General features: G+C 69.4%; 15 protein-coding genes. 3 read left to right on the plus strand and 12 right to left on the minus strand.

The annotated features are described in order from the left end of the window. The first annotated feature begins 14 nt into the window (after positions 1 to 14). Positions 15 to 917: a hypothetical protein gene (locus ACZ3II_RS33125; RefSeq protein ID WP_465522733.1), complete on the plus strand. Its 903-nt coding sequence runs from the start codon at positions 15 to 17 to the stop codon at positions 915 to 917. On the opposite strand, the gene ACZ3II_RS33130 is transcribed toward ACZ3II_RS33125, so the two are convergent. Genes ACZ3II_RS33130 through ACZ3II_RS33145 form a run of 4 tightly spaced genes read right to left on the minus strand, consistent with a single transcriptional unit; the run spans position 905 to position 5,154 of the window. Beyond that, complete coding sequence (locus ACZ3II_RS33130) at positions 905 to 2,098, minus strand: ABC transporter ATP-binding protein (protein WP_465522735.1); 1,194 nt, start codon at positions 2,096 to 2,098, stop codon at positions 905 to 907. The two genes, ACZ3II_RS33125 and ACZ3II_RS33130, sit on opposite strands and share 13 nt — an antisense overlap. 19 nt (positions 2,099 to 2,117) lie before the next feature. Continuing rightward, on the minus strand, positions 2,118 to 2,951 hold the full coding sequence (locus ACZ3II_RS33135) for a carbohydrate ABC transporter permease (protein WP_465522737.1): 834 nt from the start codon (positions 2,949 to 2,951) through the stop codon (positions 2,118 to 2,120). Then, positions 2,951 to 3,865 carry a carbohydrate ABC transporter permease gene (locus ACZ3II_RS33140; protein WP_465522739.1) on the minus strand — a complete coding sequence of 305 codons (915 nt, stop codon included), beginning with the start codon at positions 3,863 to 3,865 and terminating at the stop codon, positions 2,951 to 2,953. The genes ACZ3II_RS33135 and ACZ3II_RS33140 overlap by 1 nt, the downstream gene beginning before the upstream one ends. Then, a complete protein-coding gene (locus ACZ3II_RS33145) occupies positions 3,862 to 5,154 on the minus strand; it encodes an extracellular solute-binding protein (protein WP_465522741.1) in 1,293 nt (430 codons plus the stop codon). Before ACZ3II_RS33145 ends, ACZ3II_RS33140 begins: the two co-directional genes overlap by 4 nt. 109 nt (positions 5,155 to 5,263) lie before the next feature. Here ACZ3II_RS33145 and ACZ3II_RS33150 point away from each other — a divergent pair, with 109 nt between their 5' ends. Beyond that, the gene (locus ACZ3II_RS33150) at positions 5,264 to 7,126 is read left to right on the plus strand and encodes a glycoside hydrolase family 15 protein (protein WP_465522743.1); all 1,863 of its coding nucleotides are present in this window, start codon (positions 5,264 to 5,266) and stop codon (positions 7,124 to 7,126) included. A gap of 5 nt (positions 7,127 to 7,131) precedes the next feature. Here the strand turns inward: ACZ3II_RS33150 and ACZ3II_RS33155 are convergent, their stop codons facing one another. The 6 genes from ACZ3II_RS33155 to ACZ3II_RS33180 form a co-directional block, all read right to left on the minus strand. After that, entirely contained in the window at positions 7,132 to 8,709 is a 1,578-nt protein-coding gene (locus ACZ3II_RS33155; protein WP_465522745.1) for a methyl-accepting chemotaxis protein, read from the minus strand. 32 nt (positions 8,710 to 8,741) lie between these two features. Next, complete coding sequence (gene chvE / locus ACZ3II_RS33160; RefSeq protein ID WP_465522747.1) at positions 8,742 to 9,827, minus strand: multiple monosaccharide ABC transporter substrate-binding protein; 1,086 nt, start codon at positions 9,825 to 9,827, stop codon at positions 8,742 to 8,744. A gap of 222 nt (positions 9,828 to 10,049) precedes the next feature. Continuing rightward, positions 10,050 to 10,889, minus strand: a complete 840-nt coding sequence (locus ACZ3II_RS33165; protein WP_465522749.1) for a VOC family protein — start codon at positions 10,887 to 10,889, stop codon at positions 10,050 to 10,052. Between the two features lie 273 nt (positions 10,890 to 11,162). After that, positions 11,163 to 11,918 (minus strand): hypothetical protein, encoded by a 756-nt coding sequence (locus tag ACZ3II_RS33170; protein ID WP_465522751.1) that lies wholly within the window; start codon positions 11,916 to 11,918, stop codon positions 11,163 to 11,165. Positions 11,919 to 11,982: 64 nt separating this feature from the next. Beyond that, positions 11,983 to 12,822 carry an ABC transporter permease gene (locus ACZ3II_RS33175; protein WP_465522753.1) on the minus strand — a complete coding sequence of 280 codons (840 nt, stop codon included), beginning with the start codon at positions 12,820 to 12,822 and terminating at the stop codon, positions 11,983 to 11,985. After that, a complete protein-coding gene (locus tag ACZ3II_RS33180; RefSeq protein WP_465522755.1) occupies positions 12,819 to 13,733 on the minus strand; it encodes an ABC transporter ATP-binding protein in 915 nt (304 codons plus the stop codon). The genes ACZ3II_RS33175 and ACZ3II_RS33180 overlap by 4 nt, the downstream gene beginning before the upstream one ends. A 146-nt stretch (positions 13,734 to 13,879) precedes the next feature. Between ACZ3II_RS33180 and ACZ3II_RS33185 the strand changes: the two genes are divergently transcribed. Next, entirely contained in the window at positions 13,880 to 14,299 is a 420-nt protein-coding gene (locus tag ACZ3II_RS33185; protein ID WP_465522757.1) for a response regulator, read from the plus strand. 5 nt (positions 14,300 to 14,304) lie between these two features. On the opposite strand, the gene ACZ3II_RS33190 is transcribed toward ACZ3II_RS33185, so the two are convergent. Both ACZ3II_RS33190 and ACZ3II_RS33195 read right to left on the minus strand, forming a co-directional pair. Beyond that, entirely contained in the window at positions 14,305 to 14,517 is a 213-nt protein-coding gene (locus ACZ3II_RS33190) for a DUF397 domain-containing protein (RefSeq protein WP_465522759.1), read from the minus strand. Then, positions 14,514 to 15,398: a helix-turn-helix domain-containing protein gene (locus tag ACZ3II_RS33195; protein ID WP_465522761.1), complete on the minus strand. Its 885-nt coding sequence runs from the start codon at positions 15,396 to 15,398 to the stop codon at positions 14,514 to 14,516. The genes ACZ3II_RS33190 and ACZ3II_RS33195 overlap by 4 nt, the downstream gene beginning before the upstream one ends. Positions 15,399 to 16,043: the final 645 nt, after the last annotated feature.

The following is a 16,043-nucleotide window of genomic DNA, read 5'->3' on the forward strand; positions in this document are numbered from 1 at the left end:
ACGGGAGAACCGACATGTCACGACGACGACTCGGGGCCGCGGCCCTGCTGACCGCGGTGCTGGCGCTGCCCGGCTGCACGGGTGGTGGCGAGGGGGACGACCGGTCGCTGCCGTCGGCACGCCCGTCCGCCGAGCGATCCACGGACCGGACCCCGGAACGGACGACGGAGAACACCCCGGAGAAGACGACCGAACGGACGACGGAGAAGACGCCGGAGAGGACGGCCGAGAAGACGACAGCGAAGACGCCGGAGAAGACGGAGCCGGCGGAGACCCGTACCCCCGAGAAGACGTCGGTGACCCGGGTCGAGGTGACGGTGACCGTACAGGCGACCAAGACGACCGCGAAGCCGACGGAGTCGGCAGCCGTCCCGGTCGCCGTGGAGGAGGACGACACCGGCGGGTGGCTGGGCTGGATCCTGCTGTTCCTGCTCTTCGGCGGGCTGGCCGCGGCCGTGCTGGTCAGCCGCAGTCGCAAGACGGCCAACTGGGAGACCCGCCAGGCGACACTGACCGCGCAGACCCGGACCGTGCTCGAGGGCCGGCTGACGTCGGTGCTGACCGCCCGGCGCGACACCGAACGCGCCGTCAACTGGCCGCCGGTCCGCTCCGACCTCACCGGCCTGGTGGTGGCCTGGGGCGAACTGGCGGGGGAGACCTCCGACCCGGCCCGGCAGGCGAACGCGACCGGTGTCGCGGCGTTGCTGCGCGACCTGGTGGAGGCGGTCGACGTGGAGAACCAGGCGGTGGCCGCGGGGTACGACTGGCGCCCGCTGCGCCCTGCCGTCGACGAGATCCTCGACAACCTGGACGCGATCCTGAACCCGCAGGTGATGGCCGGTCCGCCGAGCCCGCCGCCGGCCGGCCCGCGGCCGGCGGCTCCCGAGGACCCGGACACCCCGGGTTACGCGGGCTGATCGGAGTCGAACGTGCGGTTCGGGTCGCGGGTCAGGTTCTCCCCGGTCTCGGCGTCGAAGACGTGCATGCGCTGCGGGTCGAACCACAGCCGGGCCTTGGCGCCGGAGCGGATCCGGCTGGACACGTCCAGAGCGACGACCAGCTGGGTCCGCATCTGCTCGCTGTCCAGCTCCCGTTCCAGCTCCTCGAGCTGCTGGGTGACCTCGGCCGGGGCCTCGTACGGGACGTACGCGTACAGCCCGTTGCCCAGCCACTCGGTGACGTCCACGTCGGCCTCGAACGTCCTGCCGTGCCCGCGCCGTTCCGCCGCGACCATGGTCAGGTCCTCGAAGTGCTCCGGCCGCAGCCCGATGATCACCAGTTCCCGGTCGCCGACCTTGCTGAGCCGCGGCCCGGTCGCCGGCACCGTGCCGAACGGGGTGTCGATCTGCCCGGACTTCATCCGGCCGGGCACGAAGTTCATCGGGGGCGAGCCGATGAACCCGGCGACGAACAGGTTCGCCGGTTCCTCGTACAGCTGCTTCGCACTCCCGACCTGTTGCAGCACGCCCTTGCGCAGCACCGCGATCCGGTCGCCGAGCGTCATCGCCTCGGTCTGGTCGTGGGTGACGTAGACGGTGGTGATGCCGAGGCGCTTCTGCATCCGGGCGATCTCGGTGCGCATCTGCCCGCGCAGCTTCGCGTCCAGGTTGGACAGCGGCTCGTCGAACAGGAACGCATCGGCCTGCCGGACGATCGCCCGGCCCATCGCGACCCGCTGCCGCTGGCCGCCGGACAGGTTCGCCGGCCGGCGGTCCAGGTGCTCGGTGAGCTGCAGCAGCGCCGCCGCCTTGTTGACCTGCTCGCGGACCTCGGCGTCCGGGGTGCGCTTGAGCCGCAGCGGGAACGCGATGTTCTCGAAGACGGTCAGGTGCGGGTAGAGGGCGTAGTTCTGGAACACCATGGCGAGGTTGCGGTCCCGTGGCGCCAGCTTGTTCACCCGGGTGTCGCCGATCATCATGTCGCCGGAGGTGATGTCCTCCAGCCCGACGATCATCCGGAGCAAGGTGGACTTGCCGCACCCGGACGGTCCGACGAGGATGACGAACTCGCCGTCCGCGATGTCCAGGCTGACATTGTCGACGGCCTGGTAACCGTCGCCGTAACGCTTGACGATGTTGCGCATGCTGATCGCGGCCATGGCCGGTGTCCCCTCCTGCTCAACCCTTGACGGCGCCGGCGGTCAGACCGGCCATGATGCGGCGTTGGAAGATCAGCACCAGGATCACCACGGGGATCGTGACCACCACCGAGGCGGCCATGATGTAGGTGATCGGTGACTGGAACTGCGAGGCGCCGGTGAAGAACGACAGGGCGGCCGGCACCGTGCGCGCCTTGTCGGTGGAGGTCAGCGAGATCGCCAGCAGGAACTCGTTCCAGCAGAAGAAGAACGTCAGGATCGCGGTGGTGAACACGCCGGGCGCGCCCAGCGGGACGATCACCTTGCGGAACGCCTGCCAGGCGGTCGCGCCGTCGACCTGCGCGGCCTGTTCCATCTCCCACGGGATCTGCCGGAAGAACGCCGACATGGTCCAGATCGACAGCGGCAGGGCGAACGTCAGGTACGGGATGATGAGCCCGATCCAGGTGTCGTAGATGCCCAGGCCGCGCCACATGTTGAAGAGCGGGCCGACCAGCGCCGCCTGCGGGAACATGGCGATCGCCAGGGCCATCGAGAGCAGCACCTTCTTGCCCGGGAAATCCATCCGGGCGATGGCGTACGCGGCGAACATCGCGATGATCACGGCGAGCAGGGTGGCGATCAGGGCGATGAACACGGAGTTGCGCAGCGCGCTGGTGAACAGCGAGTCGGTGAAGACCGTCCGGTAGTTGTCCCACACCCAGACCTCGGGGAAGAACGTGGGCGTGCCGCTGCGGAACGTGCCCGGATCCTTGAACGACAGCGACACCATCCACAGCAGCGGGAACAGCGCCCACAGCAGGATGACCAGCCCGGACACGGTCCACCAGGGACTGACTCTGCGATCGGCCATCACTTGTCACCCCGTACCTGAGAGAGGTCGGTCTTGAAGCCCTTGACGAAGATGAACGCGATGATCACGACGGTCAGGAACAGCAGCACCGAGATCGCCGACCCGGCGCCCAGGTTGACCAGCGTGACGTTCTGCCGGTAGGCGAGGAACGAGAGCGTCTCGGTGTCGTTCGCGCCGACCGTCATGATGAACGGGTTGTCGAAGATCCGCCACGCGTCCAGGGTGCGGAACAGCAGCGCCACCATGATCGCGGCCTTCATGTTCGGCAGCGTCACCCGGACCAGCCGCTGCCAGGCGGTCGCGCCGTCGACCCGGGCCGCCTCCTGGAACTCCTCGGGCACCTGCACCAGCCCGGCCAGCAGCAGCAGCGAGATGAACGGGGTGGTCTTCCAGATCTCGGACAGGATGATCACGAACAGGGCCGACCAGCGTTCCCCGAAGAAGTCGAAGGTGCCCAGACCGAACCACTGGTTCACGAAGCCGGAGTCGAGCTGGAACGCGTACCGCCAGATGTAGGCGGAGACCACCGTGATGATCCCGTACGGGATGAGGATTCCGGTACGGACCAGCGAGCGCCCGCGGATGATCCGGTACATCACGAACGCGAACACGAAGCCGAGCACCAGCTCGACGGCCACGCTGGCGAGCGTGATGATCAGGGTGGTGCCGAAGTCGCTCCACCACACCGGGTCGGTGAGCACCGTGGCGTAGTTGCCGAGCCCGACGAACTCCCGGCCCTCCGGGTCGGTGAGCCGGTAGTTGTAGAGCGACAGCACCACCGCGTAGATCAGCGGATAGGCGGTCACGAAGATCATCACCAGGAAGGCCGGCGCGGAGAGCATCAGCCCCAGCCGGCGTTCCTTGCTGGCGCGGTCGGTGACCTCGGGTTTCTCCGGCGCTTGCAGGAGTGTCACAACAGTCGCCTCCCCTGGAGCACGTCGGACATGAAGACCGCCGACTCGTCCGGGCTCTCGGGGACCCGGACATCCGCGGGCGGATGCCAGGTGATCTGGACGGACGTCGAGACGTCGTTGTAGTACGGGGTGATCGGCCGCGGCCCGGCGTCGTTGATCGACTGGCGGATCACGTCGGCCATCGGGAACGCCTCGCGCACCTTCGCGTCGTCGTAGGCGGCGCCGCGGGCGGCCGGGTTGCCGGAGTCCAGCATGTAGCCGATGTTGTTCTCCAGCGAGGTCACGCAACGGACCAGGTCGAGCGCGTGCTCGGGATACCTCGTGAAGTTGCCGATCGCCAGGTTGATGCCGCCCAGCGGGGGACGGCTCGGCGTGTCCGCGGACACCGCCGGGTAACGGGCCCAGGCGATGTCGTCGAGGACCGACTGGTCGATGCCGCCGCCGGCGACGTCCTCCTTGGCGGCGTTGTACACGTACGGCCAGTTGACCATGAAGCCGCCGTTCGGGCCCTGGAACGCCGAGCGGGCCGCCTCCTCGTCGGCGGTGGACATGGCCGGCAGGGCAGCGGTCGATCGGGCGAGGTCGCCGATGATCCGGGCGGCCTCGTCACCGGCCGCTTCGTCGATCGTGGGATCGGCGTCCTGACCGGCCTCGACGTTGGTGACGATCTCGCCGCCGGCGGACATGACGAGGGCGTTGATCCAGACCATGTAGCCCTCGTACCGCTTGCCCTGCACTCCGATGATCTTGTTCTGCCCCTGCGCCGTCGTGACCATGTCGTCCCAGGTGAAGCCCTGCTTCGCCGGGTCGATCCCGGCCGCCTGGGCGACCGACCTGCGGTACCAGAGCAGCTGCGTGTTGGCCCAGAACGGCGCCGCGACCAGCTGGTCCTTCCAGGTCGTGGTGGCCAGCGGCCCGCGCAGCACGCCGTCGGTGAGCGCCGTCGCGTCGGCGCCCTCGAACGGGCGCAGGAAGCCGGCGTTGGCGAACTCGGCCACGAACGGCGGGTCCAGGCTCATCACGTCGATCGAGCTGTCCTGCGCGGCGAGCCGCCGGACGAGCTGTTCGCGCTGCTGGGACGCGTCGGTCGGCAGCACCTGCACGTCGACCTGATAGGTATTCTGTGACGCGGCGGCACAGGACGCGGCGAGCCGGCCCTGACCGCCGTTGTCCGGATTGATGTACCACGTGATGGTCGGCGGTCCACCGTCACCGCCACAAGCCGCGAGCATCGACGCCGACAGCGTGAGCGCCGCCAGAGCCGCCGGGCCGCGATGAACTGAACGCACACCCGCCTCCAAGGGTCCGTCGGACCCTTCACGCTCGACCGCTCGCGGAGCGCGCACATCATCCTGTGCGAGTGATGTGCGCGGCCCGTCCGCGCCTGATCGTGGGCACATGCCCGACTACCCACCCATCGCCGACCACGGCCTCATCGGGGACCTGCAGACCGCCGCGCTGGTCACCACCGACGGCTCCATCGACTGGTTCTGCGCCCCCCGGTTCGACTCGCCCAGCATCTTCGGGGCGCTGCTCGACCACGAACGCGGCGGCCACTTCCGGATCCACCCGGCGGCCGGCGCGGTCACCAGCCGGCAGCTGTACTTCCCGGACACCGCGGTGCTGGTCACCCGCTTCATGACCGAGGCCGGCGTGGGCGAGGTGATCGACTTCATGCCGGTCACCGAGGGGCCGGCGGCCGCCGCCGACCACCGCCTGGTCCGGATGGTGCGCTGCGTGCGCGGCGAGATGACGTTCGCGGTCGACATCGCGCCGCGCTTCGACTACGGGCGGGAGCCCTTCCAGACCCACCTCAGCGAGGACGGCGTGGTCTTCGAGGGCGCCCGGACCGCGCTGACGATCTGCCTGATCCGGGAACCGGACGACGAACGGCTGGCCCAGGCCCGGGTCGACGGGAACGGCGACGTCCATGCCGAGATCACCCTCAGCGCCGGGCAGATGCGCGGCGTGGTGCTGCGCACCGGCGCCGCCGGCCCACTCCGGCAGGTCCGGATCGCCGAGGTGTGGCGGCTGTTCGACGAGACGGTGGACTTCTGGGAGGCCTGGCTCGGGCAGTCCACCTACCGGGGCCGCTGGCGCGAGACCCTCAACCGGTCCGCGATCACGCTCAAACTGATGACGTACGCCCCGACCGGCGCCCTGGTCGCCGCGCCCACCGCCGCCCTGCCGGAACAGATCGGCGGCGGCCGCAACTGGGACTACCGCTACACCTGGGTACGGGACGCCTCGTTCTCGGTGTACTCCCTGCTCGGCATGGGCTTCACCGAGGAGGCCGCGGCGCTCGGCCGCTGGCTGCGCGACCGGGTCGACGAGCAGGCCGACAAGAACGGCGGCGGCCCGCTGAAGATCATGTACCGGGTGGACGGGTCCAGCGACCTCAGCGAGGAGATCCTGGACCACTGGGAGGGCTACCGCGGCTCGGCGCCGGTGCACATCGGCAACGGCGCGGCCGGGCAGCTCCAGCTCGACATCTACGGCGAGGCGATGGACAGCATCTGGTTCGCCGACCGGCACGGCCTCGCCGCCGGCCACCAGGGCTGGACCCGCATCCGCGAACTGCTCGACTGGGTCACCGAGAACTGGGACCAGCCGGAGGAGGGCATCTGGGAGACCCGCGGCGGCCGGCAGGACTTCACGTACGGCAGGCTGATGTGCTGGGTCGCCCTCGACCGCGGCATCCGGCTCGCCACCGAACACGGCAGGCCCGCCCCGATCGACCGCTGGCGGCACGAACGCGACGCCGTCTACCACCAGATCATGGACCGCGGCTGGAGCCCGGAACGGCGCGCGTTCCGCCAGCACTACGAGACCGACGTGCTCGACTCGTCACTGCTGCGGATGCCGGTCGTCGGGTTCATCACCCCGAACGACCCGATGTGGCTGTCCACGATGCGGGCGATGGACGCCGAGCTGGTCACCGACAGCCTCGTCTACCGGTACGACCCGGCCGCGTCCCCGGACGGGCTGCAGGGCGCCGAGGGCACGTTCTCGCTGTGCTCGTTCGCGTACGTCAACGCCCTCGCCCGGGCCGGCCAGGTCGACAAGGCCCGGGTGACCTTCGAGAAGATGCTGACGTACGCGAACCATGTCGGCCTCTACTCCGAGGAGATCGGCCTGACCGGTGAGCAGCTCGGGAACTTCCCGCAGGCCTTCACCCACCTGGCCCTGATCGACGCGGCGATCAGCCTGGACCGGGAGCTCGACCTGCACCCCCGGTCCACCGCCCGGCGCATCTCATAACGGCGTCACGTCCGGAAACGGGCCACCAGGGTCTGCAACTCGTTGGCCATCGAGCTCAGCTCGGTGATCGCCTGACGGGACTGGGCAGCGCCCTCGGTGGTCCGTTCGGCCGCCGACGCCAGGCCCTCCACACCGTTCGCGATCGTCTCCGCGCCGTCCGCGACCGCGGTGATGCTGCGGTTCATCTCCGCGGTCGTGGCGGTCTGCTCCTCCACGGCCGCGGCGATCGTCGCCTGGAACGTGTTGATCTGCTCGATCACCGAGGTGATCTGGCTGATCGCCTCGACCGCGCCCGCCGTGTCCGACTGGATCGCCGTCACCCGGCGGGTGATGTCCTCGGTCGCCCGGGCCGTCTCCTGCGCCAGGTCCTTGACCTCGCTGGCCACCACCGCGAAACCCTTGCCCATCTCACCGGCCCGGGCCGCCTCGATGGTGGCGTTCAGCGCGAGCAGGTTCGTCTGCTCGGCGATCGCGGTGATCGCCTGGACCACGCTGGCGATCTCCGCCGACGACGCGCCCAGCTTGTCGATGTGCTCGCTGGTGGACCGGGCCACGTGCACGGCCTGACCGGCGACCTCGGCCGCCTTCGACGTGTTCACCGCGATCTCGCGGATCGACTCGGCCATCTCCTGCGCGCCGGCGGCGACCGCGCCCACGTTCGACGACACCGACGCGGCGGTGCCGGACACCTCCCGGGTCTGCGACGACGAGCCCAGCGCGGTGTCCGCGATGTTCCCGGCGGTCGAGGTCATCTCCTCGGCGGCGGTGGCCAGCGCCCGCGCCGACGAGGCGGCCTGGGCGACGACCGTACGCATGTTGCCCTGCGCCTCGTCCAGAGCCCGCGCCATCTGACCGACCTCGTCGCCTGCCGTGACGTCCGCGGTCACCGTCAGGTCGCCGTCGGCCATCGCCTTCAGCGCCGTCCGCACCCGCAGCAGCGGCCGGGTGATCGAGGTGACGATGACCCGGGCCAGCAGGCACAGCACCAGCGCGGCGGCCAGCGCCGTGGCGATCAGGACGAGCTGCGCCCGGTCCCGGCTCGCGCCCGCGTCCGCGCTCGCCTCGGCGACCGTGGCGGCGAACAGCGACCGTTCGTTCTCCAGCACCGCGCTCGTCAGATAGTTGTCGACGTCGATCTGCTCCCACGCCAGGCGCGCCTGCGACTGGTCGGCCACCGCCCCGTCGACGAAGCTCTCGATCACCTGGGTGTAGTCGGCGTAGACAGCCCGGATCCGGCCGACCGCCGCGGTCAGGTCCCCGTTCAGCTCGATCGTGTCGAGTTCGTCGAGCAGCTTCTCCGCCTCGTCGAGGCGGCCCTTCAGCAGCGCCGTCTGCTCGGACGCGTCGTCCCGGGTGATCGCCTGCAGACCGTTCACCTTCAGCTCGCTGGCCACCCGGTCCAGCCGCAGCACCAGCGTGCTCGCGGTGTTGAGGCGGGTGAGCCGCTCGGCGGTGTCGTCGGCGACATGGTTGTTGTAGAGCGTGACACCGACACAGGTGCCGACGGCGAGCAGGCCGGCGCCGACCAGGCCGGTGAGCTTCGCCCAGACCGGGGCGTCCCGGAGCGGGTTGCGGTCAGACACCGCGGGAGTCCTTTCGGTGGTGGGGGCGGCCATCAGGCGAGCTGGTCGGCGGTGTAGTAGCCGCCGTCGACGAGGACGCGTTCATAGTTCGACCGGTCCACGTTCACCGGCTGCAACAGGAAGGTCGGCACGAACTCGACCCCGTTGTGGTACTGCTTCGTGTCGTTGACCATCGGATCCTCGTCGCTCAGCACCGCGTCGGTCATCTGCACCGCGACCTTGGCCAGCTCCCGGGTGTCCTTGTACACCGTCTCGGTCTGCTTGCCGGCCGCGATCAGCTTCACCGACTCCAGCTCGGCGTCCTGACCGGTCAGCACCGGCAGCGGGCGGCTCTTCGCGCCGTACCCGGCGGACTCCAGGGCGGCGAGGATGCCGCGGGTGATGCCGTCGTACGGCGACAGCACCGCGTCCACCCGAACCGACCGGTACGGCCCGGCGAGCAGCTTCGCCATCCGCTTCTGCGCCACCGCGCCGTCCCAGCGCATGGTCGCGACCTGGGCGAACTTCGTCTCGCCACTGCGCACCACCAGCTTGCCGGAGGCGATGTACGGCTTCAGCACGCTCATCGCCCCGTTGAAGAAGAACGTGGCGTTGTTGTCGTCCGCCGACCCCGCGAACAGCTCGACGGTGTACGTCTTCTTCGCGGTCTTCAGCTTCAGCGCGTCCACGATCGCACCGGCCTGCTCGACGCCGACCTTGAAGTTGTCGAACGTCGCGTAGTAGGCGATGTCCCCGCTGTCCCGGATCAGCCGGTCGTAGGCGATCACCGGGATCCCGGCCTTCGCCGCCTTCGCCAGCACACCCTTCAGCGCCGTGCCGTCGATCGCGCCGACCACCAGGGCGCTGACCTTCGCGTCGACCATGTCGTCGATCTGGCCGACCTGCCGCTGCACGTCGTCGTCGGCGTACTGCATGTCGGTGCCGTACCCGAGCAGCTGGAACTGCTTGACCATGTTATCGCCGTCGGCGATCCACCGCGAGGAGGCCTTCGTCGGCATGGCCAGCCCGATCACGGACTGCCCGGCAGCGGCCGCCGCCTCCGGCTCGTCACCGCTGCAACCGGCCGAAACGGCTAGTACGGTCGCAGCCGTCGCCCACGCCAACCATCGTGCCGCCACCGATCGTTCCCCCTGTCCCGGTCGAGGTCCGGACATCCCGGGCCTCGACCGGTAGATCGGTGCCGAACCCCCGATCATGAGGAACGGGAACCGACCCGCTCCCGAACTGCATCCCCCCGGCTACTCCCGCCACCCGCCGGCGCTCCTCCGCCAGCGCCGCCACCTGCTCCGGAAACAACCCGTCGGGCTCCTCTCCACGCGTGCGAAACACCGAAGACCCTTTCAGTGGTACGGCTGAAGCACGCAGAATTCATTCCCCTCCGGATCCGTCAGCACCTTCCACGGAAACGGTCCCCGTCCGGGGTCGCCGGCCCCGAGCCCTCGCAGCCGCGCTACCTCCACCTCCTGCCGTCTCTCCACCTCCTGCCGTCTCTCTGCCTCCTGCCGTCTCTCCACCTCTTGGCCGGCCGCCTGCCGATCCTGCGTCTGCTGATCCATCGTCTGTTGGTCCTCCGCCGCTCGGGTGTCCGGCAACAGGTCCAAGTGCAGACGCTTCCCCGCAACCGGCTCCCCGGACGTTCGGAGGAACTCCAGGTAGGGTCCGGTGCCCGCGGCCGACCGAAGCCGCGCGAAATCGCCGGTCACCTCGTGCGCCGTCCAGCCGATCGCCGCGCCCCAGAACCGGGCCATCACACCGGGATCCGCACAGTCGACCACGATCGCCGCGATCGGGCCGGTGTCCCGGTAGACCTCGCGAGGCTCCAGCACACAGAACAGATTGCCCGCCGGATCGGCCAGAACCGTCCACGGCACATCTCCCTGACCCACATCGGCGGGCGTCGCCCCGAGATCCCGCAACTGCGAAACCAATTCCGCCTGATGCGCCACCGACGAACTCGCCAGATCGAGATGCACCCGCCCCTCGACCCGCTCCGCATCCGGAACGCCGATGACATCGAGACAGGCACACCCCGGATCCGGCCACACGAACCCGGCCGGCCCGACCGCCGTCGCCACCGCACTCTCCGCGAAAACCGTCCACCCGAGCGCCTCCGCCCAGAACCGGCCGACCACGGCCTGATCCCGCGCCTTCAAATTCAACTGCGCCAACCGCAAGCCCATACGTTTCCTTCTGCTCTCCCGCCTCTCCCACTCTTCTACCTGATCGCCCATTCGTCGTACCGCGCCCGTTCGTCGTACCGCGCCCGTTCGTCGTACCGCGCCCGTTCGTCGTACCGCGCCCGTTCGCCGTACCGCGCCCGCTCGCCCTACCGCGCCCGCTCGCCCTACCCTGTCCGCTCGTCGCATCGCGCCCGGTCCTCGCCCCGCCCGGCCTGCCGCTTGCTGTACCGTGCGTCCTCTTCCTGCCTGGTCAGCTGCTCGCCGGTCACCGCTTCACCCGACCGGCTGCTCATCGCCTCGGGTTCGGCTCTCGGTCTGCCGGGCTCGGCCGCGCTGTTTCGTGTCCAGCAGGATCGGCTGCTCGCCGGTCCGCGGCTGGTCTGCGGTTCGCCGGATGGTGCGGTCGCTGCTCAGGTCCTCGACGAAGGCCGGATAGGAGTCGCCGAGCCCGGCGCGCACGATGTCGCTGCACCGCCGGAGCACGCGGTGACTCCACTGCCTCTCGATGCCGTTGTGGAGGAGCCAGTACAGGCCGTGAGTCAGAATCTGGACGAAGAGAAGGTAGATCACGTAACGGCTGGCGGTGGGGTCCTCCGGAGTGCCCCACTCGGGGCGCGGGCCGCGCGTCTGAAGGAGGACGACCCAGGCGCCGCCGTAGAAGGCCGCGGCGGAGACGGCGAACGAGGCCATCACCGTGAGCTTCCAGGCCCGGATGCCGGTCCGGCGGCTCCAACCGGGGATCCGCTGCTGGAGCCAGGAGGTGAGGCGGGACTCCACCGGATCCACCGGGACGTCGTCGTCCAGCGGGCCGTCCGGGCTCCGGCGGTGCGCCGCGGCCAGAGCCAGAAGCCGATCCGGATCCCGGCCCGGCTTCTGATGTGTCAGCAGGAGCGCCAGGTGGAACTCGTCATCGGTCGTCATGTCGTCCTCGAGCCGCCCCGCGGCCCGGTGCGCGCCGGCCCACACCGCCACCAGGACCAGGTCGGCGGCCAGGAAGACGATCACGGCGAGAATCAGCCAGCCGGTCATCGTCGACCCCGCGTTCTCTCGATGCTCCGGTGTGGCCCGAGCGTAACAGCGGGCCTCAATCCGATCAGGCGGTGTCGCGGCGGCGGAAGGCGAGTGCGCCGGCGCCGAGGGCGAGCAGCACGTACCCGGCGGTGACGGCGGCGGCGCCGGTCTGGGACAGCAGATATGGGTGGTTGCTGCCGGCGAGCTGCGGGGTGAGGTTGGGCAGCAGGACCGAGGCGAGCCGCAGTTGCCAGACCGTCGGCAGGAAGTGGGCGAAGATCGGGGCGACCAGAACCAGGGAGCCGAGGGTGGTCAGGGTGCCGGCGGTGGAGCGCAGCAGGGCGCCCAGACCCAACGCGACCAGCGTGGTGACGGCGACGATCAGAGTTGCGCAGAGGACGGTGGGGATGGCGTCGGTCCACTGCGGCCAAGGATTGATGGGTGCGGGCCGGTCGCCCAGCATGAGGCGGGCGTCGGCGAAGGCGAGCAGCGCGAACGCGGCGCCACAGGCCAGCCCGATCAGTCCGGCGACGGTGGCTTTGGCACCGATCAGGGTGCGGCGCTGCGGCACGGCGAGCAGGGCGGGCCCGATCGAGCGGGTGCCGAACTCGCTGGTGATCAGCATGGCGCCGATCGCGCCGATGAAGAACATCACGAACGGCATGGTGACCACGGTCGGGTCAGCGGTCTCGAACTTCAGTTTGTCGGCCGGGCCGGCCGCATCGTAGGACTGCACCAGCATGTACAGGATGAACGCGCCGAGCAGGCTCGCGGCCACCCCGCCACCCAGGAACGCCCAGGTCGAGCGGAGGGTGCGGACCTTGAGGAACTCGGCGGCGACCGCGTCCCCGAACGCGCTGCCCCGGGCCGGTGTCTTCTTCGCCGCGGGTGCCGGGGCCGGGCGGGTCTGCATGATGGTCATCGGGAGGTCCCTTCGGTGGCGCGGTACTCGGCGGCTTCGTCGGTCATCTGCAGGTAGACGTCTTCGAGGGTGGCGCTGCGTGGGGTCAGCCCATGAACCGGGATCCCGGCGGCTGCGGCGGCGTCACCGATGGCGGGGGCGTCCATCCCGACCGCCACCAGGTCCCCGTCCGCGGTGGTGGTGACGGTGGCGCCGATCCTGGTCAGCACCGCGACCAGCTCGGCAGGGCGTGGGGTGCGGACCAGAACGTCGCGTTCGAAGCGGTCGTTCATCTCGGCGACCGAGGTGTCCTCGAGCAACCGGCCCTTGCCGATGATCAGAACCCGGTCCACGGTGACCGCCATCTCGCTCATCAGATGACTCGACAGCAGCACCGTGCGGCCCTCGGCGGCCAGCGACCGCAACGTCGACCGGATCCACCGGATGCCGGCCGCGTCCAGGCCGTTGACCGGCTCGTCGAGCACCACGACACCGGGGTCGCCGAGCAGCGCCCCGGCGATCCCGAGCCGCTGCTTCATCCCGAGGGAGAACCCACCGACCCGCTTGCCGGCCACACTCGCCAAACCGACCTGCTCCAGGACGGTGCTCACCCGCGTCTTGCTGATGCCGTTGGACCGGGCCAGGCACGCCAGATGCGTGAACGCGGTCCGGCCCGGGTGGGCGGCGTCGGCGTCCAGCACCGCGCCGACCTCGTGCAGCGGGTGGTCGATCCGGTCGTAGCGGCGGCCACCGACCAGCGCCTGCCCGGAAGTGGGGCGGTGCAGGCCGAGCATCATCCGCATCGTGGTGGACTTGCCGGCCCCGTTCGGCCCGAGGAAACCGGTCACCACACCCGGGCGGACCTCGAAGGACAACCGGTCCACCGCCAGCGTCGGCCCGTATCGTTTGGTCAGCTCCAGCAGCTCGATCATGCGGTCAATCGTGGCAGCGGGGACCCCTCCGCCGCGTCGTACCGTGGTCTGAAGTCGATGTAAGACCCTGGTCCGATGCGCTTGCCCACCCCGCCGGTTAGCGTGGTCGCCGACGAGCACCTCTGCTCCGCTTTCGAGGAGGTCACGTGACCGCGCCACCCGTACCGGACATCAGTGTTCTTCTCGCCGACGACCATGCCTTGATGCGTGCGAGCTTCCGGGCGCTGCTCGACGTGACACCCGGTCTCGTCCTGGCCGGCGAAGCCGCCGACGGCGCCGAGGCCGTCGCGCTGGCCCGGCTGCACCGGCCGGAGGTGGTGCTGATGGACGTTCAGATGCCCGGGACGGACGGCATCGAGGCGACCCGCCGGATCCGCGCATCCCCGGACACCTCATCGGTGCGGGTGATCATGCTGACCACGTTCGCCCACGAGGAGCACGTGCATGCCGCCCTCGAAGCCGGCGCGAGCGGCTTCCTGGTCAAGGACTGCACGGCCCTCGACCTGCTCGACAGCATCCGTCAGGTCGCCGCCGGCGGCAGATCGCACGTTCTCCCCGTGGGCTGACGCCCCTACTTGTCGAACTCTCCGTCCCGGACACCGCCGACGAACGCCGCCCATTCGGCGTCGGTGTACACGATCGCCTCGGCGCCGGGCCGCTGACTGTGCCGGACCGCGACGTACCCCGGCGCGTTGGGAAGTTCGAGGGCCACCTCGACGCAATTGCCGCTGCCGCCGGAACGGATCGACTTACGCCACGCTGCGCCCGTCAGATCGAGATTCATTCCCGGTTCAACTCCTTCAATCGTTGAGAAAACAAAGCTATCGATCCGGATTGGCCGATAGCCGTCGTGTCGAGAGATCTCCAGACTGCTTCGTAGGTCGCGATTTCCTCCGGCTTGTCCAGATAGATCGCTCCGGTCTGGTTCTCGCTGTATACCGTGCTCGGCGGGGCGATTCCGTCCTCCGCCGGAAAGTCGAGCAGCCCGAACGCGCCGGTCACTGAAGCCCCGTGCAGACCTGCTGAAAGCGGTATCACTCGCACCGACACGTGCGGGAGCTCAATGGCTTTCAACAGATGTCGAAGTTGTGTCCGCATGACGTGTTCGGGCAACCCGGCCAGCAACACCGACTCGGCCATGATCACATCCAGGCGTGGAGGTGCCGGAGACGAGCGGGTCAGTTGCCGCTGACGTAACCGTCTGATCTCCATCCGGGCGGAGACCTGTGCGGCGTCCAAGCCGGGTTCACCGGCCAGGATTGCCGCCTCCATGTAGCCGACGTCCTGCAGCAGGCCGGGTACCAGCCACGGCTCGAAGGTGCGGATGTGGTCGGCGGTCTGTTCCAGGGCGACGTAGAACTCGAACCAGGTCGGGACGGCGTTCCCGTAGGAGTGCCACCAGCCCTTGGCCCGGGTCTCGCCGGCGAGTTGCTCCAGGGCGGCGCGGATGGGGCCGGCCACGTCGTACCGCTGGCAGAGCAGGCTGACCTTGCCCTTCGGGGTGGACACCGTGCCGCGCTCGATGCGCCGCAGACTCTGGACGGTCTGGCCGATCACCTCGGCGGCCTCGGCCATCGTCACGTTCGCCTCCTCTCGGGCTTTGCGCAGAGCGATACCGAGCGTGCGCCGGGGAATCGTCGACCCCACGCTCGTGGACTCCGTCACCTTCGAGCTCCTCGCTGAGCATTCCGTTCCGGACGATTCAGGTAGACCAATTCGGAAAGGGGCTGTCTGTGGCATTTCCGGATGTCAGCTAACAGCCGGAGCGCCAGGCCCCACAAGACGGCCGGCCACGCGGGAGTGACGACGCTTGACGATTCGTCCCCGGTTCCCCAGTCCCGGGCCAGGCGTTCACGACGCTGCCCGGAGATGAGGTGGGGTGGGGTCGACGCACGAGTCGCTAGCTGCATCGCGAGGCTTTCTGGCATTCTTCGGCCGCGCTGACCGGCGACGTTCGCTGCCGGTTCCAGGGTGCCCGCAAATGCGGGAAGGGACTTCGAGTACGCGGCGGACGTCCAGCCTTTCGAGGTGATCGGATGGGTGGTGCGCCCTCGCCAGGGCCGCGCGCCCCATCTTGGTGATTTGTCGGCTGATACTGCGTTTTGTGAGGGGGTCGTGGCAAGTGGACCACTCGTCGGCGGGCCGCTCGACAGCCAGGAAGGCCTACTGCGATCTTGGATGATTCGTCGTCGAAGAGAGCCGTTGCCGCGCTCGCTGAGTCAGGCCTTGGTTCGGGTGATCAGTGGGATGCTCGCGGCTTGAGGATTGGTGCCCGTTCCTGATCTTGTGGTTTCGGCATCGGGTCAAGGC

It is taken from the genome of Actinoplanes sp. NPDC019969, from assembly GCF_055562375.1.